A 19279-nucleotide genomic window follows, 5' to 3' on the forward strand; every position below is an offset into this window, starting at 1 on the left:
GTAACTGTGCGATGCAGGCATCAGCGTGCGCTCCATCCGCCGTCCATGGTGTACGAGGCGCCGGTGACCATGCCCGAGCGCTCCGACGCGAGCCATCCGGCCAGCGAGCCGACCTCGACGGGATCGACGAGCCGCTTGATCGCGCTCTCGGTCAGCATCACCTTCTCGACCACCTCGCTCTCGGGGATCCCGTGCACCTTCGCCTGATCGGCGATCTGCTTCTCGACCAGGGGCGTTCGCACGTAGCCGGGGTCGATGCAGTTGCTGGTCACGCCGCGCGGCCCGCCCTCGAGTGCGGTGACCTTCGACAGCCCCTCCAGCCCGTGCTTGGCCGCGACATAGGCCGCCTTGAACGCGCTCGCCCGCAGCCCGTGCACGCTCGAGATGTTGATCACCCGCCCCCAGCCCCGCTCGTACATACGGGGCAGTGCCGCCCGGATCAGCAGGAACGGCGCCTCGAGCATGATGCGCTGGATGAGGCGGAACGCGGCGGGATCGAATTCCTCGATCGGCGCGACGCGCTGGATGCCGGCGTTGTTCACCAGGATGTCGGCGTCGAGGCGGAGCGTCTCCAGCGGCTCGGTGTCGGAGAGGTCGACGACCCAGGCCTCTCCTCCGATCTCGGTCGCCGCGGCCGCGGCGGCCTCACCGTTCAGGTCGGCGATGACGACGTGCGCGCCCCGGGAGGCGAACTCCCGTGAGCAGGCGAGACCGATCCCGCTCGCGCCGCCGGTGACGACGGCGCGCCGTCCGGCCAGATCCTGCTCGGTCATCTGCTCTCCCCCTTCGATGCGGCGCCCGTATCAGGCCGCAGCGCCCTGTTGATGAACCCGCTCATCCCGTCCAGCACCGCCGGGTCGATGGCGGCCGGCGGGCGGCCCGCCTCGCCGCGCTCCCAGAGCAGGTAGCGCATGCCGATCAGCTCACCGGCACCCATCAGGGCCCACGCGACGACCTCGGTGTCGAGCTCCTCGGCGATCTCGCCCTGCTGCTGAGCGGCGGCGAGACCGTCGCGATAGCCCTCGACGATCCGCTCGTAGTGCAGGCGCAGCACCTTCGGAGAGACGAACTCGGCCTCGCGCACCACCCGGTAGAGCGCCGGATGCTCGGCGGTGAAGCGGAAGAACCCCTCGAAGCCGCGGCGCTCCGCCTCGATGCGATCGGACGCCCCCTCCATCGCCTCGGACATCGAGTGCCGGACACGACGGTTCAGATCGACGACGAGCGCTTCGAAGATCGCCTGCTTGCTGTCGAAGTACAGGTAGAACGTGCCCAGCGCGACGCCGGCGTGCTCGGTGATCTTCACGATCGACGCCTCGTGGTAGCCGTGCTCGGCGAACACCGCCTCGGCGGCCTCGAGCAGCCGACCACGCGTGGCCTCGCCGCGCTTGGTGAGCGGGCGGCCCGTCGCGGGCGAGACCGGGGTCTCCTGGGCGTCAACGGATGCGCTCATGGGCGTCGTCCTCTCTCAGCTGCTGCGCCATCGCCCGCAGTCGCGGACGGGCGATCTTCTCGATCGTCGACCGGGGCAGGTCGTCGACGAACGCGACGCGCACCGGAAGCTTGAAGGCTGCGAGCCGCTCCCGCGCGAACGCGAGCAGTTCATCGGCCGAGAGCGGGGCACGGGCGACGACGAACGCGACGCCCCGCTCGCCCCACACCGGATCGGGCACGCCGACGACTGCGCAGTCCTGCACCAGCGGATGCCCGCGCAGCGCGCGCTCCACCTCGGCCGGCGCGACGTTCTCACCACCCGACACGTAGATGTCCTTGACCACGCTGTGCACCCCGTGCTCGTCGCGGTGCACGAGGTCGCCGGTGCGCAGCCAGCCGTCCGCGAAGGCGCGCGTGGCGGCATCCGGATCGTCGAGGTAGCCGGAGAAGACGCTCGGGCCGCGCACCTGCAGCTCACCCGAGCCTGCGCCCTCGAGCTCCAGCCCGCTCGTCGGGTCGATGAGGCGCACCTCGACCGACGGGTACGGGCGTCCGACCGCGCCGCGGTGCCGGCCGGTCTCGGCCGCGTCGAGGAGCAGCACGTTCGGACCGGCTTCGGTGAGCCCGTAGCCCTGGGTGAGCGGCACTCCCCTCGCTGCCCAGTCCTCGGCGAGATCGGCCGGCATGGTCGCCCCTCCCACCACGACGCGACGCAGCGAGGAGAGGTCGGCGTCCGCCCAGCGCGGGCTGTCGCACAGCATGCGGTACTGGGTGGGCACGCCCATCATCGTGGTGACCCCGCGCTCGGCGACCAGCTGCAGCACGCGACCGGGGTCGAACGAGCGCTCCAGAACGACTGTGGCCCCGGTCCACCACGCCAGCAGCGGCTGCACGTTCCACGCCGCCACGTGGTACTGCGGCAGGATCGACAGCACGACGTCGTCGGCCGTCAACGGCATCGCCTGACCGAGAGCGAGGTTGTTCCAGAAGCAGTTCTCATGGCTGAGCACGACGCCCTTGGGCGCGGCCTCGCTCCCCGAGGTGAAGATCACCAGCAGCGGGTCGCCGTCGCGCACGGGCCGAGGGACGACCGGATGCCGCGCTGCGGGGCCGTCGGTCTCGACGCCCGTCGCACCCAGACCGGCGACCTGCGGCCGCTCCTCGTCGTCGACATGCCTGACCGCCGCCGCCGCGAGCGCCGCATGCTCATCATCGACGAGGAGCAACGCGGGCTCGGCGCGCTGCACGAGCGCTCCGAGCTCGACCGGGGTGAGACGCCAGGACAGCGGCACGAAGGCCATGCCCGACATCGCGCAGGCGAAGAACGCCACGACGTGGTCCGCCGAGTTGCCCGAGACCGTCGCGATGCGCAGGCCGGGGCCGTAGCCGGCATCCGTCCAGCGCCGCGCGAGCCGCCCGGACCGGGCGGCCAGCTCGCGGTACGTGGTCGTCACGCCGCGGTCGTCGATCGCGATCCGCTCCGGCATAGCCGCCGCGCGATCGCGCAGCCAGCGGCCCAGGGTGTGCACGCCGTCCGCGGTGCTCATCGACTCACCTCCGCGGGCTGCGCCCCGAACGCCTCGCCGCCCTCCAGGGCGGTCAGTCCCGCCGCATCCGTCCTCCCACCGCGTCGGCGGCGCCAGCCGTCGACCGTGCCCGCGATCCCGCCGGGCAGGAACATGACCACGAGGATGAAAAGCACTCCGAGCAGGAAGAGCGGCTCGGACAGCGGCACCCGCAGCACGTCGGGCAGCTGCTGGATCGCATCGGCTCTGGCGAGCACGGTGAGTCGCTGATCGAGGATCGTGTAGAGCACGCCACCAACGATGGCACCCCAGCGGAAGCCGACGCCACCGAGCACCACCATGACGAGCACCGTGATGGTGAGATCGGCGCCGACGGCGCTGGGCTGCGTACCCGACTGCAGCAGCAGGTAGGCGATGCCGGCGAGGCTCGCGCACACCCCGGCGATGACGAAGACGATGAGCTTGGCGCGGCCCGGCCGCAGGCCGAGCACCCGCACGCGCAGCTCGTTCTCGCGCGCCGCGGCGGCGAGATGGCCGAGTCGGGAGCGGTCGACCCACAGCACCACGAGGTACACGAGCACCACGACGACGAGCGAGATCCAGTACAGGTTGCGCGTGTTCACCACGCCGACCAGGAAGTCGGGCACGTTCCGCGTCTCCAGCGCGAGACCCTCCTCGCCACCGGTGATCCGCTGGTTGCGGCGCACCAGCACGGAGCCGGCCTGCGCGAACGCGAGGGTGACCATGGCGAACGGGATGCCGTCCACGCGCATCGCGATCGCCCCGGTCACCAGTGCGATCACCATGCCTCCGATCAGCGCCGCGAAGACACCGGGCACGAGCGGCAGATCGATCGCCTTGAGCAGGATGCCGAGGCCGTAGGCGCCCGCACCGAAGTACAGCGCGTGGCCGAAGGAGAGCATGCCCGCGGTGCCGAGCAGCAGGTTGTACGACAGCGCGAGCGCCGCGAAGACCATGCACAACGACAGCAGTGCCAGCGTGCCCGGCGTGTACGTTGGGCCGGGCAGGATGCCGGGCAGCTGCAGGTTCAGCAGCGGGAGCACGGCGAGCAGCACCACGAAGGCGGCGCCGATCGCGATCGGGAGGAACCGGGCCGAGCGGGTCATGCCGTCCTCCCCATCAGTCCGCGCGGGCGCACCAGCAGCACGACCGCCAGCAGCACCACGACGATGAAGTCGCCGGTGCCGCCCAGGTAGGTGTTCGCGACCTGCTGCAGCACCGCCACGAGCACGGATGCCACGGCCGCGCCCGCCAACGAGCCGAGGCCGCCCACCACCGTCACGATGAACGCGAAGATCAGCAGGGTGGACCCCAGGTGGGCCGACACGTAGGTGAGCGCGTGCATAGCGAGTACCCCGCCGATGCCGGCCGCCGCACCACCGATCGCGAACACCAGGGTGAACGAGCGGCGCACGTCGATGCCGAGCGCGGTGACCATGGCGCGGTTCTCGACGCCCGCCCTGATGATGAGCCCGTACCGGGTCTTCTTCAGGAACAGCACCAGGCCGGCGAGCACGAGCACCGCCGCGATGATGAGCACCCAGTACTTGTTCGGGATGCTGGCACCGAGGATCGATGTGGTCTGCCCGAGCCACGCCGGTCCCTTGACGTTGACGGCATCGGTGCCCCAGATGCCCTCGAACAGGGCGACCGCAGCGAACGAGAGCCCGACGGTCACGAGCACCTGCTCGATGTGCCGCTCGTACAGCGGCCGGATCAGGACGAGCTCCGTGAGTGCGGCGAACACCGCTCCGACCAGCCCACCCACCAGGATCGAGAGCAGGAACGACCACCATGAGTCTGTGCCGAGCGCCTGCGCGACTGCCCAGCCCACGAACGCGCTGAGGGTGAGGAAGGCTCCGTGCGCGAAGTTCAGCACGTGCATGAGGCCGTAGATCAGGCTCAGGCCACTGGCGACGAGGAAGTACAGGGCGCCGAGACCGACGCCGATCACGAGGGTGAGGATGAGAGTGCTCACGAGACGGCCTCCGCGCTGACGCCGAGCAGGCGACGGGTGAGGTCGGCGTCGTCGAGCACGTCGGACGCCGGGCCGGTGTGCACGACGCGTCCACCGGCGATCACGACCGCGCCCGCGGCCAGGCGCCGCACGACGTCGAGGTTCTGCTCCACGAGCAGGATCGGCACGGTCTTGGCCGCCTCGGCGAGCGCGTCTGCGACCTCGGTGACGATCTTCGGCGCGAGGCCCTTGGTCGGCTCGTCCACGAGCAGCAGTCGGTTGTCGTTCAGCAAGGCCCGCGCTACCGAGACCATCTGTTGTTGGCCGCCCGAGAGTGTGCCGGCGCGCTGGTCGCGCCGCGCGACGAGATCGGGGAACAGCTCGGCGACGAACTCGCGACGCGGAGCGGACTGCCGCTCGGCGAGGGCGAGGTTCTCGGCGACGGTGAGGGCGGAGAACACCTCGCGGTCCTCGGGCACGTAGCCGACGCCGCGGCGCACGATGCGATGGGTCGGCAGGCCGTCGATGCGCTCGCCGTCCAGCAGCACCTCGCCACGGCGCTGGATCAGGCCGAGAACGGCGCGAAGGGTGGAGGTCTTGCCGACGCCGTTGCGGCCGAGCACCGCGGTGATACCGGTGGCCGGCACCTCGAAGCTGACGTCCTCGACGACCTGCTGGCCGTTGATCGACGCCTGCAGTCCTCTGACCTGAAGGATCGGGGCGCTCATGCCGCCGTGCCCAGGTACGCGCTCTGCACGGTCGGGTTCTCCATGATGCGCTGCGGTGTGTCCAGCGCGATGATCGTGCCGAAGTACATCACCGCGACGAGATCCACCAGGCCCATCAGCGCGTCGATGTGGTGCTCGACCATCAGCACGGTGCATCCGGATTCGCGGTGCAGCTCGCGGATGTTCTCGACCAGGCCGGCGACGTCGCCGGAGGCGACGCCGGCCATCGGCTCGTCCAGCAGCACCAGCCGTGATCGGGTGGCGAGCAGCACGGCGATCTCGAGTTTGCGCTTGTCGCCGTGGCTGATGTCGCCCGCCCTGGCATCACGTCGGTGCTCGAGGCCGACGGCCAGCAGCAGCTCGACGGCGCGCAGCGTCTCGGCATCGGTTCGCCGGGGGAAGCGGAACAGCGAGTAGCTGCCGCCCTCCGTGGCCTGCACGGCCAGCCGCACGTTCTCGAGGACGGTGAGGCTCGGAAACAGGCTCGAGGTCTGGAACGTGCGCCCCAGTCCCGCCCGCGCCCGCTGCGGCACCGGCATCCGGGTGATGTCGTCGCCGTCTAGCAGGATGCGGCCCGACGTCGGCGTCAGCACGCCGGAGATCGCGTTGAACAGCGTGGTCTTGCCGGCTCCGTTGGGGCCGATCACGCCGACGAGCGCGCCGGGGGCGATGTCGAGTGCGACGTCTTGGAGGATCGTGGCTCCGCCGATGCGGAGCCCGAGCCCTTCGACGCGCAGCGCGGCGCCTGCGGGCGGGGGCGGGGCGGGTTCTGTCATGCTGCGCGGATCACTTCTCTGCGGGAGCCACGTCGGCGCCGGGCACGGTCTTCACGAGCTCGGGCACGAACGACCCGTCCTTCGCGACGAGCTTCGCCTGGTACATGTCCTGGATCAGCGCGTGGTCCTCGGCGCGGACGGTGTTCTTGCCCTTCGGCCCGTCGAACTCGAAGCCCTCGAGCGCCTTCACCATCTTGTCGACGTCGCCGTCGCCCTTCTTGACGGCCTGCACGAGCATGATCGCCGCGTTGAAGCCGTCCGGGCTGAACAGGTCGGGCGTGCCGCCGGATTTCTCGATCGCCTTCACCATCGCGGTGTTGACCTTGTTGTCGGGTGCGCCGGGGAAGTAGTGATTCAGGAAGCTGATCTTCTCGGATGCCTCGCCGTACGCGCCGAACGTGGGCGAGTCGCCGAGGCCGGTGACGACGGGGATGTCGTCCAGGACGCCCTGCTGGCTCATCGCCTGCCACATCGCACCGGATGTCGCGCCGGCCCAGGCCACGAAGACCAGGTCGGGCTTCGCGGTGAGCACCTGCTGCGCGAAGGGCGTGAACTCCGTGACGTCCTCGGCGACGAGCACAGGCTCGACGGTGGCGCCCTGGCCACCCAGGATGTCCTGCACGGCCGTGACGTTGCCCTGGCCGAACGCGTTGTTCTGGGCGAAGACGACGACCTTCTTGCCGTTAAGGTCATCGAGGAAGGTTCCGGCGGTCGCGACGTCCTGCGCGGACTGACGGCCGGAGCGGAACGTGTACCCGTTGATGCCCGTGATCGCGTCAGCCGCGGCCGGGCCCGAGATGAACAGCACCTTGTTCTGCGCGGCCTGCTCGGCCACGGCGAGGGCGACGCCCGAAGAGGCACTGCCGAGCAGGATGTTGACGCCGTCGCCGATGACCTCCTTGGCCGCGGTCACCGCGGTGTCCGGGTCACCGGTGTCGTCCCGGTACTCGACGACGATCTTCGTGCCGTCCACCTCTCCGGTGCCGTCGGTGGCGTAGTCGAGGCCGGCCTTGAATGCGTCGAGGTACTGCTTGCCGTACCCCGCCAGCGGGCCGCTCTCGCTGGTGATCACGGCGGCGCGGACCTCTGCCGGCCCATCACCTCCGGTCGCGGCACCGGGCTGCGGCGCGCAGGCCGACATCACGAGGGCGGCGCTTGCGAGCACCGATCCCAGGAGCAACTTCTTCGTAACCCGCATGGGGACGCCTTTCAACAGTGGAAGGTCGGGACACCTGAAAGGTGATTCAGATATCTGGAATGCTACGAGCCCATCCTTCGATCCGTCAAGCGCATCCATATACATACCAGTCGGTATATACTCCTTGGTATGGATCGTGACGAGATCATCCCGACGATGGTGCTGTCGTCGTACGCACTCGGGCGGATCGCCGCCCAGGATGCACGCAACGAGGCCCCCGCCGCTCAGTGGCGGGCGCTCAGCCTGCTCGAGGAGAGACCGGCGCAGCGCATCGGCGCCCTTGCCGCTGCCGCGCGCACGACCCAGCCCGGGATGACGCGGCTCATCGGCGACCTCGAGCGTGCGGGCCTGGTGGTGCGCACGCACGATCCGGAGGACTCGCGGGCGACGCTCGTCAGCATCACCGACGCGGGGCGTAACGCGATCCAGGCCTGGCGGACGACTTTCCGCGCAGCCCTGGCGCCGCGCTTCGCCGGTCTCGCCGACGAGGACTGGGACATCCTCGCCCGCGCGGCGCAGATCTTGCACGACCACAGCAGAGAAACAGGAGAATCTGAATGAGTACGACCACAGGATCGGTCTGGAGACAGCCCGCGCAGGTATGGGCGGTGGCGTTCGCCTGCGTGGTGGCGTTCATGGGCATCGGCCTCGTCGACCCGATCCTGCCGGCGATCGCCGACTCGCTCAAGGCGACCCCGGTCGAGACCGAACTGCTGTTCACGAGTTACCTGCTGGTCACCGGCCTGGCGATGCTCATCACCAGTTGGGTGTCCAGCCGCATCGGCGCCAAGGCCACACTGCTCACCGGACTCGGCCTGATCGTCGTGTTCGCCCTGCTCTGCGCCACGAGCGGCAGTGTCGAGGCCGTGATCGGCTTCCGCGCCGGCTGGGGTCTCGGCAACGCGCTGTTCATCTCCACGGCGCTCGCGACGATCGTCGGCGCAGCATCCGGCGGCAGCGCCGCGGCCATCGTGCTCTACGAGGCCGCCCTGGGTCTCGGAATCGCCGTGGGCCCGCTGCTGGGCGGTCTGCTCGGCGAGGTCAGCTGGCGCGGCCCGTTCTTCGGCGTCGTCGTCCTGATGGCCATCGGCTTCATCGCCGTGCTCACCCTGGTGCGCGGCAAGGGCGAGAAGCGCGAGCCGGTGCCCTTCTCGGCGCCGTTCACCGCGCTGCGTCGGCCGGCGCTCGCGATCCTCGCCGTCGCCGCCCTGTTCTACAACATCGGCTTCTTCGTGCTGCTCGCATTCTCGCCCTTCCCGCTCGGATTCGGCGCGATGGGCATCGGCTTCACGTTCTTCGGCTGGGGTGTGGCCCTGGCAGTCACCAGCGTCTGGGTCGCACCGGTGCTGATGCGCCGGATGCGTCGCACCACGATCATCCTCACCGTGCTGCCGCTGCTCGCGATCGACCTGATCGTCGCGGGCCTGGTCGTGACCAGCGCCGTCTGGCTCGTCGTCTGCATCATCGTCGGCGGCCTGTTCCTCGGCATCATGAACACCGTCCTCACCGAGGCGGTCATGGAGGCCACCGATCTGCCTCGCGCGGTGGCATCGTCGTCCTACTCCGCCGTGCGCTTCCTCGGCGGCGCGGCCGCCCCGCCGCTGGCGGCGCTGCTGTGGCACCACTACAACGCGACGGTGCCGTATCTGTTCGCCGCCGCGTCCGTCCTGATCGCCGCGCTCACCGTCTTCCTCGGCCGCAGGGTGCTCGCGCACATCGACGACGAGGGCGAGGGCGCGGGAGAGGACGCCGAGGCTATCCTCGTGGGGGATGCGGCCTGAGCCGCATCTCCCCCGAGCCGAGGAGACGATGACGTCGTGACCACCGAGCAGCCCCTTCCCCCGCGCACGCGCATCGTGGTCGAGCATCTGGCCGCGGCTGGCGTCGACACCCGCGTCGTCGTGCTGCCGGACTCGGCCCGCACCGCGGCCGAGGCCGCACGGGCCGTGGGCTGCGAGGTCGGCGCGATCGCGAACAGCCTCGTGCTCACGGCGGACGGCGACCCGGTCCTGGTGATGACCAGCGGTGCGCACCGGGTCGACTTCGCCGTCCTCGCACATGCGCTTGGCGCGGCCGAGGTCGCCATGGCTCCCGCTTCTCTCGTGCGAGAGGTCACCGGTCAGGCGATCGGCGGGGTGGCCCCCGTGGGCCACCCCGCCCCGCTGCGCACGTTCCTCGATGAGGATCTGCAGCGGCATCCGCAGATCTGGGCGGCGGCGGGCACGCCGCACTCGGTGATGCCGCTCACGTTCGAGCAGCTGCGCACGATGACCGGCGGATCGCTCGTCCGCGTGGCGTGAAGCCCTACTCGACCATCAGGTCGTCGATCTCCAGGTCGTCGTCGAGCAGGCAGTAGACGGTCGTGTCGGGGAAGTTGTCGGTCGCGACGTAGAGCAGCGTGATGCCGCCGTCGCCGAAGACGACGACGCCGTCCAGGGCGATGTCGTCGGCGAGGTCGACCAGCAGGTCGTCGAGATCGGACTCGTCGTCCTCGGCCGCTGCCTCGGCGAGGGCGCGCACGACCTCTCGCTCGATGCCGTCCAGCGTCTCCTCGCTCAACCGCGCGAGTGCGTGCTCGGCCGTGGCCTGCATCTCGTCGAGGTCCGGGAGGTTCTCCGGATCGATGCCTCCCCCTCCTCCGTCGTCGTCCTCCTGGTCGTCGAGTTCGTCGTCGTCCCCCTCATCGAGGTCGAAGTCGTCGTCGAAGTCGTACTGCACAGTGACGCGCCGTCCGCCCGGAAGCTCGGCGATCGCCGTGAGCGCGCCGTCCTCGTCGGTGTCGATCTCGTCGAGTTCGATCATGGGAGCCTCCTCGTGAGTGCCATGATCCCACCAGGATGCGCGGGACGGAAGAGCCGGGCGCGTCGTCTGCCAGACTGCTCGGATGGATCGACTCCTCCTCGTGCGCCATGCCCAGGCCGAAGGTCACGATGACGCCGACCCCGCACTCAGCGCCGTCGGCGAGGGCCAGGCCGGCCTTCTCGCGGATCGACTCTCGACCCAGCCCGTTGTGCGGGTCTTGAGCAGCCCACGGCGACGTGCCAGGCAGACGGCGTCCGTCGTCGCGCACCGTCTGGGCCAGGGGTACGAGACCCAGTCCTTCCTCGACGATCGCACGCCCATGCCCTCGGCGAAGCGCTGGAGCGACTATCCGGAGCACCGGTGGGAGTGGCTGCGCGAGACCCCTGCCGAGGAGCAGGACGAGGACGGCTCCGCATTGCGCGCCGGCTGGCATCGTCTCACCGGGATGCTGAGCGGCGAGACGGGTGCGCTCGTTGTCGTGACCCACGCGTTCGTCATCGGCAGCTTCGTCGCATCCGCACTTTCCGCGCCGCCCTCGACCTGGATGCTGCTTCCCGTCGGAAACTCGACCGTCACAGAGCTCCAGCGCCGTGCGAACGGTGAGATCGCGCTCACACGGTTCAACGATGATGCGCGCCTCTGAGCCGTGGCACGACGACGCGCCCGGGAGTGCTGCACGGATTTGTCCAGGACCCCCGCGACTGGTAACGTAATTCCTCGTTGCCGGACAAGCAACACGCACCTCTAGCTCAATCGGCAGAGCAACTGACTCTTAATCAGTGGGTTCTGGGTTCAAGTCCCAGGGGGTGCACCAAATACCCCGTCTCATCAGGTTCTTCGATGAGGCGGGGTTTCTCGTTGTCAGGCTGTTCTCACGCCTCGCCCACTAGTCTGAGATCGTGACCCTCTCCTCTGCGGACCGCTCCCTCGACGCCGACCTCGAGCTCGCCCTCCGGCTGGCCGATGCGGCCGATGCGCAGTCGCTGCCGCGGTTCGACGCCGCGGATCTCGAGGTGTCGCTGAAGGCCGATCGCTCGCACGTGACGGATGCGGATCTCGCCACCGAGCGCGCCATCCGCGACATCATCACGACAGAGCGCCCCGGCGACGGCATCCTCGGTGAGGAATTCGGCGCCGGCGGCGACACGCACCGCCAGTGGATCATCGACCCGATCGACGGCACCGCGAACTTCCTGCGCGGTGTGCCGCTGTGGGGCACCATGATCTCGCTCGCGATCGACGGCGTGCCCACGGTCGGCGTCGTCAGCATGCCCGCGCTGGGGCGCCGCTGGTGGGGCGTGACGGGCCGGGGCGCGTGGACCAACGCCGACGGCGGCTACCGGCCGATCACGGTCTCGGAGGTCGACTCCCTCGATGACGCGAGCGTGAGCTTCCAGAGCATTACCCAGTGGGCGAATGCCGGGCATCTGCCCGAACTCCTGGCGCTCGCCGAGCGCGTCTGGCGCGACCGCGCCTACGGCGACGTCTACAGCTACATGCTGCTCGCCGAGGGACGCCTGGAGATGGTCGCCGAGTTCGACGTCAAGGAGTACGACATCGCGGCCGCCGTGGCGATCGTCCGTGCCGCAGGTGGCCGCTTCAGCGCCTTCGACGGCTCCGACTCGATCACCGACCGCTCCGCACTCGCGAGCAACGGCGTGCTGCACGACGCCATCCTCGATTTCACTCGCAACGCCGCGAGCTGAACCGCCTCGGCGATGCCCCCGCATCCCGACCGAACCGACGAAGAGACGATGAACCCCCGCATCCCCCTCGCCGCCACCGGCATCCTGGCACTCGCTCTCGCGATCACCGCCTGCGCGCCCTCGCCCGAACCCGCGCCCACGAAGAGCGCAGCGGAGAAGCCCGTGGAGACCCCGGTGGCGACCGCAGCGGCCGAGGAGCCGGAGCCCGCGCCCACGAAGGGCGCCGACCCGACCTGCGAGACGATCATCTCCGAGGGCACCGTGAAGGGCCTGGAGGACCAGGGCTGGACCGCCGAGTCCGCCGACTTCACCATCGGTGAACTCGTCCTCGACGGCGGCATCCTGTGCAGCTGGGCCGACTACTCCACGGCATCCGACCATGGCCAGCAGTACGGCTGGGCGCCCATCGACGCGCAGACCGCGTCAAAGGCGCAGTCGACTCTGATCTCCGAGGGCTGGCAGCGCGTCGACGGCGAGGACGGCGTCATCACCGAGGACCCGAAGTATGCCTTCGCGACCGATGACGACGGCTACGGACTCACCTACCAGTTCGGTGACGGCTGGGTGAAGTACGCCGACACCAAGCAGGGCCTCGTCCTCATCGACTGGAAGTGACCCGCCCGGACACGAAGAACGCGCGACGGCCGATGGCCGTCGCGCGTTCGATGTCAGTGGGTCAGCTGTCCTGCGACCAGTTGTTCGAGCGACGCGTAGCGGAACCGCGCTGGCGCATCAGCATGCCGAGCGCGATGCTGACGAGCAGGATGCCCGCGATGAAGACCAGGGCCTGGTAGGCCGTGAGGCTGAATGCCGCACCGAGCAGGTAGATTCCGCCGACGAACATGATGATGAAGGCGATGAATGCGGCCATGACGGTCCTCTCGGATTCGGGCAGTGTCCCTCCAGCTTAGCGCCGTCGGCCCGCTACGTTTGATCCAGGATGCTGACGCGCTGACGCGTATGCGCACGGAGGGAGCCCCGCGATGACCGCACCGCAGACCGCGCGCCGCGGACGCCCCGGCTACAGCCGGGAGCAGGTGCTGCAGATCGCCGTCGATCTGTTCAACGAGCAGGGCTACGACGCGACCTCGGTCGCCGACCTCGCCACTCGCCTTGGTCTCACCAAGTCCGCGCTCTACCACCACTTCGATTCGAAGGAGCAGCTGCTCGAGCTCGCACTCGACAGCGCGCTGGGCGGGCTCGAAGGCGCTCTGGACGAGGCGATGGAACGCGGTACCGTCGCCGCACAGCTCGACGAGGGCATCCGGGGCGCCGTCCGCGTGCTCACCGCCCAGCAGCCGCAGGTCACGCTGCTGCTGCGCCTGCGCGGGAACAGCCCGATCGAACTCGCGGCACTGCAGCGTCGCCGCGCCTTCGATCAGCGGGTGTCCTCGCTCGTGCGCAGGGCGCAGGACGAGGGGCTGCTCCGTGACGACATCGGTGCCGGCACCATCACCCGCCTGATCTTCGGCATGATCAACTCGATCGTCGAGTGGTACCGGCCCGACGGTGCCATCGATCCGGAGGGCTTGGCCGATGACGTGCTCTCCGTCGCGATCGACGGGCTGCGGCGGCCTACTTCCCGGTGAACACCGGCGGCCGACGGGCGAGGAACGCCTCGACCGCATCGCGGTGGTCCTGCGTCGATCCGCTGCGCTCCTGCGAGACGGCTTCGGCCTCCAGCGCCGCCTCCAGCGCCTCGGCATCCACCAGCAGACGCTTGCTCTCGCCGTAGGCCGTCGTCGGCCCCTGTGCGAGCAGCCCGGCGATCTCGCGCGCCCGCGCGCGGGGGTCGTCGGCGATCTCGCCGGTGATTCCCCAGTCGATCGCCTCCTGAGGCCCGAACATCCGCGGCAGCAGGATCAGCTCACGAGCCCGCGCCTCGCCGATCGAGCGAGGCAGCGTGTAGGACAGCCCGGTGTCGAAGGTCAGCCCGATACCCGTGAAGGCCGTGCCGAGCTTCGCGCCCGCGCCGAAGACGCGCAGATCGCCGGCCAGCGCCAGCCCGAGCCCGGCGCCCACGCACGCGCCGTCGACAGCCACGACGACCGGCTTCGGCATGGTCATCACACCGCGCACCAGCGGCGAGTAGTGGTCGCGAACGGTGCTGATCGCGGCCGCCGCTCCCCCGCCGCTCGCCAGCTGCGTCGCGTGCTCGGCGAGATCCTGGCCGACGCAGAAGGCCGGACCGTTCGCCTCGAGCACGACGGCGCGCACCGCCTCATCCGCCGCGACATCCTGCACCGCAGCCACCAGGGCGGTCTTCAGGGCGACGTTCAGCGCATTGCGGCCCTCGGGGCGGTTCAGCGTGATGACGGCGACGCCGCCGTCGCGCTCGAGCAGGACCGGGTCGGTCATGAATCCTCCAGTACCGGACGGCCGAGGGAGCGGCTGCGCCCTCGGAAGACGGCGACGACGGTCTCGTCGCGGCGCACCACCACATCGTAGATGCCCGATCTGCCGCGCAGCACGGTCTCGCGCCCTTCGGCGACGAGCCGCTCGCCGAGGGCGACGGGCGCGATGAAGTCCACCTCGAAGCCGGCGGCGACGGTGACCGTGCCGCGGCTGTTGCAGGCGAAGGCGAAGGTGCTGTCCGCGAGTGCGGAGATCAGCCCGCCGTGGCAGATGCCGTGACCGTTCACCATGTCCGTGCGGACGGTCATCGCGAGCGTCGCGGCGCCGGGCCCGACGCCCTCGATGCTCATCCCGAGCGCCTGGCTCGCGGCATCCGTGGACCACATCCGCTCCGCGCATGCCTCGGCGAGCTGCTGCGGGTCCATCTCACTCACCATTCGTAGAACCCCCTGCCCGTCTTGCGCCCGAGCTCTCCTGCGGCGACCTTGTCACGCAGCACCTGCGGCGGCGCGAAGCGCGGTCCCAGCTCGCGCTCGAGGTGCTCGGCGATCGCCAGCCGCACGTCCAGACCGACGATGTCGGTCGTCTTCAGCGGACCGGTCGGATGCCGGTATCCGAGAGTCATCGCGGTGTCGATGTCTGCGGCGTCGGCGACACCCTCCTCCAGCATCCGCATCGCCTCCAGGGCGAGCGCGACACCCAGCCGGCTGCTCGCGAACCCCGGGGCGTCCCGCACCGTGATCGCCGTCTTGCCGAGCCCTGCGACCCACTCGCGAGCCCTGACGACCAGCGCATCCGGAGTACGCGCACCGACCACGATCTCGACGAGATCGCTCACCGGTACGGGGTTGAAGAAGTGCAGCCCGATCAGGTGGGAAGGGTCGGGCAGCGCACCGGCCAGCTCGTCGATAGAGAGCGAGCTGGTGTTGGTCGCGATCGCAGCATCCGGGGCGATCTGAGCGATCCGCGCCAGCACCTCGCTCTTCAGGTCGATGAGTTCGGGCACGGCCTCGACGACCAGCGCGCAGTCGCTCAGCGCGGACGGCTCGATCACCACGGCGGCCGTGCCATGGACCTCGGCACCCTTCTCGACGGCTTTGGTGAGGCTCGCCGCGATGTGGTCGCGGGCGGCGTCCGCCGCATCCGTGCCGTTCTCGACGACCGTGACGTCCGCGCCGGCGATGGCGAACGCGTGCGCGATGCCGGCGCCCATGCGCCCGCCGCCGTAGACACCGACCCGTGCGGGAACCGTCATGAGCGCTCCTTCTTCGCGCGGCGTTCCAGGAACGCCGTCATCCGGTCCTGCTTCTCCTGCGTCTCGAAGAGCACCGCCTGCGCGAGGTCGTCGATCAGCGGGTGCGCCTCGCGCGGCGCATGGAAGGCCGCCTTGGTGAGCTGCACCGCGAGCGGCGCCTGCGCGGAGATCCGGTCGGCGAGGCGGTTCCCGGCATCCTCCAGCTCGCCGGCGGGGACGACGTCCGTGAGCAGGTGCACGTCGCGCGCCTCATCCGCGGTGAGGACGCGGCCGGCGAGCAGCACCTCCTTGGCGAGCGGCTCGCCGATCAGCTCGCGCAGCCGCCAGGACGCCCCAGCCGCCGCGAGGATGCCGAGACCGGGCTCGGGGTTGCCGATACGGGCATCCGGGGTGCCGATGCGGAAGTCGCATGCATAGGCGAGCTCCGCACCGCCGCCGAGCGCGTATCCGTCGATCAGGGCGATGGTCGGCATCGGCAGGCGCTGGATCCGGTCGAAGAGGCCCGAGTTGATGCCGGCGAGGGCGTCATCGCGGCGCCGCTCGCGCAGCTCGCCGATGTCGGCGCCCGCGGCGAACGTGCCGCCCGAGCCGATGATCAGCGCGATGCGCGGTTCGCGCTCCAGCATCCGGCAGGCCTCGTGCAGCGCGTCGACGGTGGCGAGGTCGATGGCGTTGCGCACCTCCGGCCGGTTCAGTCGGAGCACGACCCGATCGTCGTGCTGCTCGATGATCACCGGCGCACTCATGCGCGCTCCATCAGCAGCGCGGTGCCCTGACCGACGCCGACGCACATCGTCGCGAGCCCGCGGTTCAGGTCGTCGTGCTCGAGACGGTTCAGCAGCGTCACGACGATGCGGGTTCCGGAGCATCCCAGCGGATGCCCCAGAGCGATCGCCCCGCCCCACGCGTTCACCTTCTCGGGGTCGAGCTCCAGGCCGCGCATGCAGGCGAGGGACTGGGAGGCGAACGCCTCGTTGAGCTCGACGGCATCGAGGTCTGTGCCGTCCCAGCCCACACGGTCCAAGGCCACCCTGGTGGCCGGGATCGGTCCCAGGCCCATCAGGTGCGGCGGCACGCCGACACTGGCTCCGCCGACGATGCGCGCCCGCGGCTCGAGCCCGTGCCGGTCGACGAAGCGTTCGCTGACCACGATCACCGCCGCGGCGCCGTCGTTCAGCGCGCTGGAGTTGCCCGCGGTGATGACTCCGCCCTCGCCGTGGATGGGCCGCAGCGCTGCGAGCCGCTCCGCACTGGTGTCTCGCCGCAGACCCTCATCGACCGCGACCTCCCCCACGGCGACGAGCTCGGGCTCGAACAGCCCGGCATCCTGCGCCGTGATCGCACGTTGATGCGAGCCGAGCGCGAACTCGTCGAGCTCTGCCCTCGACAGCCGCGAGAACTCCGCGACCCGCTCGGCGGTCTGCGGCATGGTCAGCGTCGTCTCGTCGTCGAAGCGCGGATTAGTGAACCGCCAGCCGATCGACGTGTCCCAGCTGCGACCGGGCCGGCCCCACGCCTTCGACGGCTTCTCGGTGACCCAGGGCGCGCGGGTCATGGATTCCACTCCCCCGGCGATGACGACGTCGGCGTCGCCCGCGGCGATCATCTGACGGGCGGTCTGGATCGCCGTCATGCCCGAGGCGCAGAGCCTGTTCACTGTGAATCCGGGCACGCTCACCGGCAGCCCCGCGAGCAGGGCCGCCATGCGTGCGACGTTGCGGTTGTCCTCGCCGGCCTGGTTCGCAGCGCCGAGGATCACCTCGTCGACGTCGGTCGGATCGATCCCGGTGCGCTCCACGAGCGTGCGGATCACCAGGGCGGCCAGGTCGTCCGGCCGCTCTGCGGCGAGCGCTCCGCCGTATCGGCCGATCGGCGTGCGGATGGCATCGAGGATGAAGGCGTCTGTCATGTCCGCTCCGTCAGCTGTCGTAGTCGACCGTGACCTCGTCGCTCACCGGGAACGACTGGCAGGTGAGGATGAATCCGGCCTCGACCTCGGCGGGTTCGAGGGCGTAGTTGCGCACCATGTCGACCTCTCCTGCGCACAGCTTGGCACGGCAGGTGCCGCACACGCCGCCCTTGCAGGCGAACGGCACGTCTGTGCGAGTCTGCTGCGTGGATTCCAGGATGGTGGTGCCGCGCGACATCGCCGTGGTCGTGCGGCGCCCGTCCAGCACGACGGTGACATCGCTGGTGAGGCCTTCGATGACGGCATCCGCATGCCGCAGCTCGGGCGGGGGCTCGTCGACGTAGAACAGCTCGACGTGCACGCGGTCGCGCGGCACCCCGAGCTCGTCGAGCACGGCACGGGCGTCGGTGAGCATGCCGAACGGCCCGCACAGCCAGACGTGGTCCATGTCGCCGATCGGCACGAGGGTGGTGAGCAGCGTGCGCAGCCGATCGGCGTCGAGCCGCCCGGAGAACAGCTCCACGTCGCGCGGTTCGCGGGAGAGCACGTGCACCAGGTCGAACTGCCGTGCGTGCGCGTTCTTCAGGTCGGCGAGCTCCTCGGCGAACATCACCGAGGTCGTCGTGCGGTTGCCGTAGATGAGCGTCACGTCGGATGCCGGGTTCGTGAGAACCGTGGCGGCGATGGAGAGCATCGGGGTGATGCCCGACCCCGCGGCGATGCAGAGGTGTCGACCGCCCTGCGATGCCTCTGCGCGGAAGCTGCCGCTCGGCGTCTGCACCTCGACCGTGTCTCCTGGCCGCAGCTCGTGGGCGAGCCAGGGCGAGAACAGGCCGTCGGGGATGACGCGCACACCGATGCGCGGTGCAGTGCCGGCCGGCGAGCAGATCGAGTAGGTGCGGCGCTCCTCGACCCCGTCTATGAACCGGCGCAGGGTCAGCGACTGCCCGGCGACGAAGTCGTACTCCGCCCGAAGATCTTCCGGCACAGCGAAGGTCACGGCGACGGCGTCGTCGGTGAGGACGTCGATCGCGGTCACGGCGAGGGCGTGGAACGCTCCCCTGGTGGCGGTTGCTGCTGCCGTCACGTCAGATCTCCTTCACGTGGTCGAAGGGCTCCAGGCAGGAGCGGCACCGGTACATAGCCTTGCATGCCGTAGATCCGAACTCGCTCGACAACGCGACATCCGCACTGCCGCATTGCGGGCAGCGCACATCCCGTCGCGTGGGGCCGAGCCGGATCGCGACCGGCCCGGTGTGCACGGGTGCCTTTCCCGGCGGCGAGATGCCGGCCGCGGCGAGCGCTGCACGCCCCTCGGGTGAGATCCAGTCCGTGGTCCAGGCCGGTTCGAGGGCGATGCGGATGCGCACGGCGGGGAACCCGGCCTCCTGCAGCTCGCGCTGCAGGTCGTCGCGCATCGTCGCCATCGCCGGGCATCCGGAGTACGTCGGGGTGATCGCGGCGACCACCGTGCCGTCGTCGTCGACGGTGAGGTACCGCAGCACGCCCAGGTCGACGAGGGTGAGCATCGGCAGCTCCGGGTCCACGACGCGGGACGCCGCCGCCCAGGCCCGGGTCAGGAGGTCGGTGCGGTCCAGGACGACGGGCATGC

24 protein-coding genes and 1 tRNA gene are annotated in these 19279 nt (G+C 70.1%); 8 read left to right on the forward strand and 17 right to left on the reverse strand.

Annotated features, from left to right (window positions below):
• Positions 1 to 20 precede the first annotated feature (20 nt).
• From ACFVDO_RS03930 to ACFVDO_RS03965, 8 genes are read right to left on the reverse strand one after another with little or no spacing between them, the layout of a single operon-like run.
• Positions 21 to 773 (reverse strand): 3-hydroxybutyrate dehydrogenase, encoded by a 753-nt coding sequence (locus ACFVDO_RS03930; RefSeq protein ID WP_378858468.1) that lies wholly within the window; start codon positions 771 to 773, stop codon positions 21 to 23.
• A complete protein-coding gene (locus ACFVDO_RS03935) occupies positions 770 to 1453 on the reverse strand; it encodes a TetR/AcrR family transcriptional regulator (protein WP_378858467.1) in 684 nt (227 codons plus the stop codon). Before ACFVDO_RS03935 ends, ACFVDO_RS03930 begins: the two co-directional genes overlap by 4 nt.
• Entirely contained in the window at positions 1437 to 2981 is a 1545-nt protein-coding gene (locus tag ACFVDO_RS03940; RefSeq protein WP_378858466.1) for a class I adenylate-forming enzyme family protein, read from the reverse strand. The genes ACFVDO_RS03935 and ACFVDO_RS03940 overlap by 17 nt, the downstream gene beginning before the upstream one ends.
• Entirely contained in the window at positions 2978 to 4087 is a 1110-nt protein-coding gene (locus tag ACFVDO_RS03945) for a branched-chain amino acid ABC transporter permease (protein ID WP_378858465.1), read from the reverse strand. The genes ACFVDO_RS03940 and ACFVDO_RS03945 overlap by 4 nt, the downstream gene beginning before the upstream one ends.
• Positions 4084 to 4959: a branched-chain amino acid ABC transporter permease gene (locus ACFVDO_RS03950; protein ID WP_378858464.1), complete on the reverse strand. Its 876-nt coding sequence runs from the start codon at positions 4957 to 4959 to the stop codon at positions 4084 to 4086. The genes ACFVDO_RS03945 and ACFVDO_RS03950 overlap by 4 nt, the downstream gene beginning before the upstream one ends.
• Positions 4956 to 5666: an ABC transporter ATP-binding protein gene (locus ACFVDO_RS03955; protein WP_378858463.1), complete on the reverse strand. Its 711-nt coding sequence runs from the start codon at positions 5664 to 5666 to the stop codon at positions 4956 to 4958. The genes ACFVDO_RS03950 and ACFVDO_RS03955 overlap by 4 nt, the downstream gene beginning before the upstream one ends.
• Positions 5663 to 6442 carry an ABC transporter ATP-binding protein gene (locus ACFVDO_RS03960; protein ID WP_378858462.1) on the reverse strand — a complete coding sequence of 260 codons (780 nt, stop codon included), beginning with the start codon at positions 6440 to 6442 and terminating at the stop codon, positions 5663 to 5665. The genes ACFVDO_RS03955 and ACFVDO_RS03960 overlap by 4 nt, the downstream gene beginning before the upstream one ends.
• 10 nt (positions 6443 to 6452) lie before the next feature.
• The gene (locus tag ACFVDO_RS03965; RefSeq protein WP_378858461.1) at positions 6453 to 7640 is read right to left on the reverse strand and encodes a substrate-binding domain-containing protein; all 1188 of its coding nucleotides are present in this window, start codon (positions 7638 to 7640) and stop codon (positions 6453 to 6455) included.
• A gap of 129 nt (positions 7641 to 7769) precedes the next feature.
• On the opposite strand from ACFVDO_RS03965, the gene ACFVDO_RS03970 reads away from it, so the two are divergent.
• Genes ACFVDO_RS03970 through ACFVDO_RS03980 form a run of 3 tightly spaced genes read left to right on the forward strand, consistent with a single transcriptional unit; the run spans position 7770 to position 9940 of the window.
• Entirely contained in the window at positions 7770 to 8201 is a 432-nt protein-coding gene (locus ACFVDO_RS03970; RefSeq protein WP_378858460.1) for a MarR family winged helix-turn-helix transcriptional regulator, read from the forward strand.
• Complete coding sequence (locus ACFVDO_RS03975) at positions 8198 to 9421, forward strand: MFS transporter (protein ID WP_378858459.1); 1224 nt, start codon at positions 8198 to 8200, stop codon at positions 9419 to 9421. The genes ACFVDO_RS03970 and ACFVDO_RS03975 overlap by 4 nt, the downstream gene beginning before the upstream one ends.
• A 36-nt stretch (positions 9422 to 9457) precedes the next feature.
• Positions 9458 to 9940 carry a YbaK/EbsC family protein gene (locus ACFVDO_RS03980; RefSeq protein WP_378886831.1) on the forward strand — a complete coding sequence of 161 codons (483 nt, stop codon included), beginning with the start codon at positions 9458 to 9460 and terminating at the stop codon, positions 9938 to 9940.
• A gap of 4 nt (positions 9941 to 9944) precedes the next feature.
• Here ACFVDO_RS03980 and ACFVDO_RS03985 read toward each other — a convergent pair whose 3' ends face one another.
• Positions 9945 to 10442 (reverse strand): hypothetical protein, encoded by a 498-nt coding sequence (locus ACFVDO_RS03985; RefSeq protein WP_378860140.1) that lies wholly within the window; start codon positions 10440 to 10442, stop codon positions 9945 to 9947.
• An 82-nt stretch (positions 10443 to 10524) separates the two neighbouring features.
• On the opposite strand from ACFVDO_RS03985, the gene ACFVDO_RS03990 reads away from it, so the two are divergent.
• The 4 genes from ACFVDO_RS03990 (at position 10525) to ACFVDO_RS04005 (ending at position 12763) form a co-directional block, all read left to right on the forward strand.
• On the forward strand, positions 10525 to 11085 hold the full coding sequence (locus tag ACFVDO_RS03990) for a histidine phosphatase family protein (protein ID WP_378860141.1): 561 nt from the start codon (positions 10525 to 10527) through the stop codon (positions 11083 to 11085).
• Positions 11086 to 11180: 95 nt separating this feature from the next.
• Positions 11181 to 11256: transfer RNA gene (locus ACFVDO_RS03995), tRNA-Lys, on the forward strand.
• An 85-nt stretch (positions 11257 to 11341) separates the two neighbouring features.
• Positions 11342 to 12148 (forward strand): inositol monophosphatase family protein, encoded by an 807-nt coding sequence (locus tag ACFVDO_RS04000; protein ID WP_378860142.1) that lies wholly within the window; start codon positions 11342 to 11344, stop codon positions 12146 to 12148.
• A 48-nt stretch (positions 12149 to 12196) separates the two neighbouring features.
• A complete protein-coding gene (locus tag ACFVDO_RS04005) occupies positions 12197 to 12763 on the forward strand; it encodes a hypothetical protein (RefSeq protein WP_378860143.1) in 567 nt (188 codons plus the stop codon).
• A 61-nt stretch (positions 12764 to 12824) separates the two neighbouring features.
• Here the strand turns inward: ACFVDO_RS04005 and ACFVDO_RS04010 are convergent, their stop codons facing one another.
• Positions 12825 to 13019, reverse strand: a complete 195-nt coding sequence (locus ACFVDO_RS04010; protein WP_378858857.1) for a hypothetical protein — start codon at positions 13017 to 13019, stop codon at positions 12825 to 12827.
• Between the two features lie 112 nt (positions 13020 to 13131).
• On the opposite strand from ACFVDO_RS04010, the gene ACFVDO_RS04015 reads away from it, so the two are divergent.
• Complete coding sequence (locus tag ACFVDO_RS04015) at positions 13132 to 13737, forward strand: TetR/AcrR family transcriptional regulator (RefSeq protein WP_378858856.1); 606 nt, start codon at positions 13132 to 13134, stop codon at positions 13735 to 13737.
• On the opposite strand, the gene ACFVDO_RS04020 is transcribed toward ACFVDO_RS04015, so the two are convergent.
• The 7 genes from ACFVDO_RS04020 to paaD are packed head-to-tail and all read right to left on the reverse strand — an operon-like array spanning position 13724 to position 19277.
• On the reverse strand, positions 13724 to 14506 hold the full coding sequence (locus tag ACFVDO_RS04020) for an enoyl-CoA hydratase/isomerase family protein (protein ID WP_378858855.1): 783 nt from the start codon (positions 14504 to 14506) through the stop codon (positions 13724 to 13726). The two genes, ACFVDO_RS04015 and ACFVDO_RS04020, sit on opposite strands and share 14 nt — an antisense overlap.
• Positions 14503 to 14928: a hydroxyphenylacetyl-CoA thioesterase PaaI gene (paaI, locus tag ACFVDO_RS04025; RefSeq protein ID WP_378858854.1), complete on the reverse strand. Its 426-nt coding sequence runs from the start codon at positions 14926 to 14928 to the stop codon at positions 14503 to 14505. Before paaI ends, ACFVDO_RS04020 begins: the two co-directional genes overlap by 4 nt.
• A gap of 5 nt (positions 14929 to 14933) precedes the next feature.
• Complete coding sequence (locus tag ACFVDO_RS04030) at positions 14934 to 15758, reverse strand: 3-hydroxyacyl-CoA dehydrogenase family protein (RefSeq protein WP_378858853.1); 825 nt, start codon at positions 15756 to 15758, stop codon at positions 14934 to 14936.
• Positions 15755 to 16504 carry an enoyl-CoA hydratase/isomerase family protein gene (locus ACFVDO_RS04035; RefSeq protein WP_378858852.1) on the reverse strand — a complete coding sequence of 250 codons (750 nt, stop codon included), beginning with the start codon at positions 16502 to 16504 and terminating at the stop codon, positions 15755 to 15757. Before ACFVDO_RS04035 ends, ACFVDO_RS04030 begins: the two co-directional genes overlap by 4 nt.
• Positions 16501 to 17667 (reverse strand): thiolase family protein, encoded by a 1167-nt coding sequence (locus ACFVDO_RS04040; RefSeq protein WP_378858851.1) that lies wholly within the window; start codon positions 17665 to 17667, stop codon positions 16501 to 16503. Before ACFVDO_RS04040 ends, ACFVDO_RS04035 begins: the two co-directional genes overlap by 4 nt.
• 10 nt (positions 17668 to 17677) lie before the next feature.
• The gene (gene paaE, locus ACFVDO_RS04045) at positions 17678 to 18754 is read right to left on the reverse strand and encodes a 1,2-phenylacetyl-CoA epoxidase subunit PaaE (RefSeq protein ID WP_378858850.1); all 1077 of its coding nucleotides are present in this window, start codon (positions 18752 to 18754) and stop codon (positions 17678 to 17680) included.
• A gap of 1 nt (position 18755) precedes the next feature.
• Positions 18756 to 19277 (reverse strand): 1,2-phenylacetyl-CoA epoxidase subunit PaaD, encoded by a 522-nt coding sequence (paaD, locus tag ACFVDO_RS04050; protein WP_378858849.1) that lies wholly within the window; start codon positions 19275 to 19277, stop codon positions 18756 to 18758.
• Between the last annotated feature and the right edge of the window lie 2 nt (positions 19278 to 19279).

It is taken from the genome of Microbacterium sp. NPDC057741, from assembly GCF_042798735.1.
In the GTDB taxonomy this organism is placed as follows: domain Bacteria; phylum Actinomycetota; class Actinomycetes; order Actinomycetales; family Microbacteriaceae; genus Microbacterium.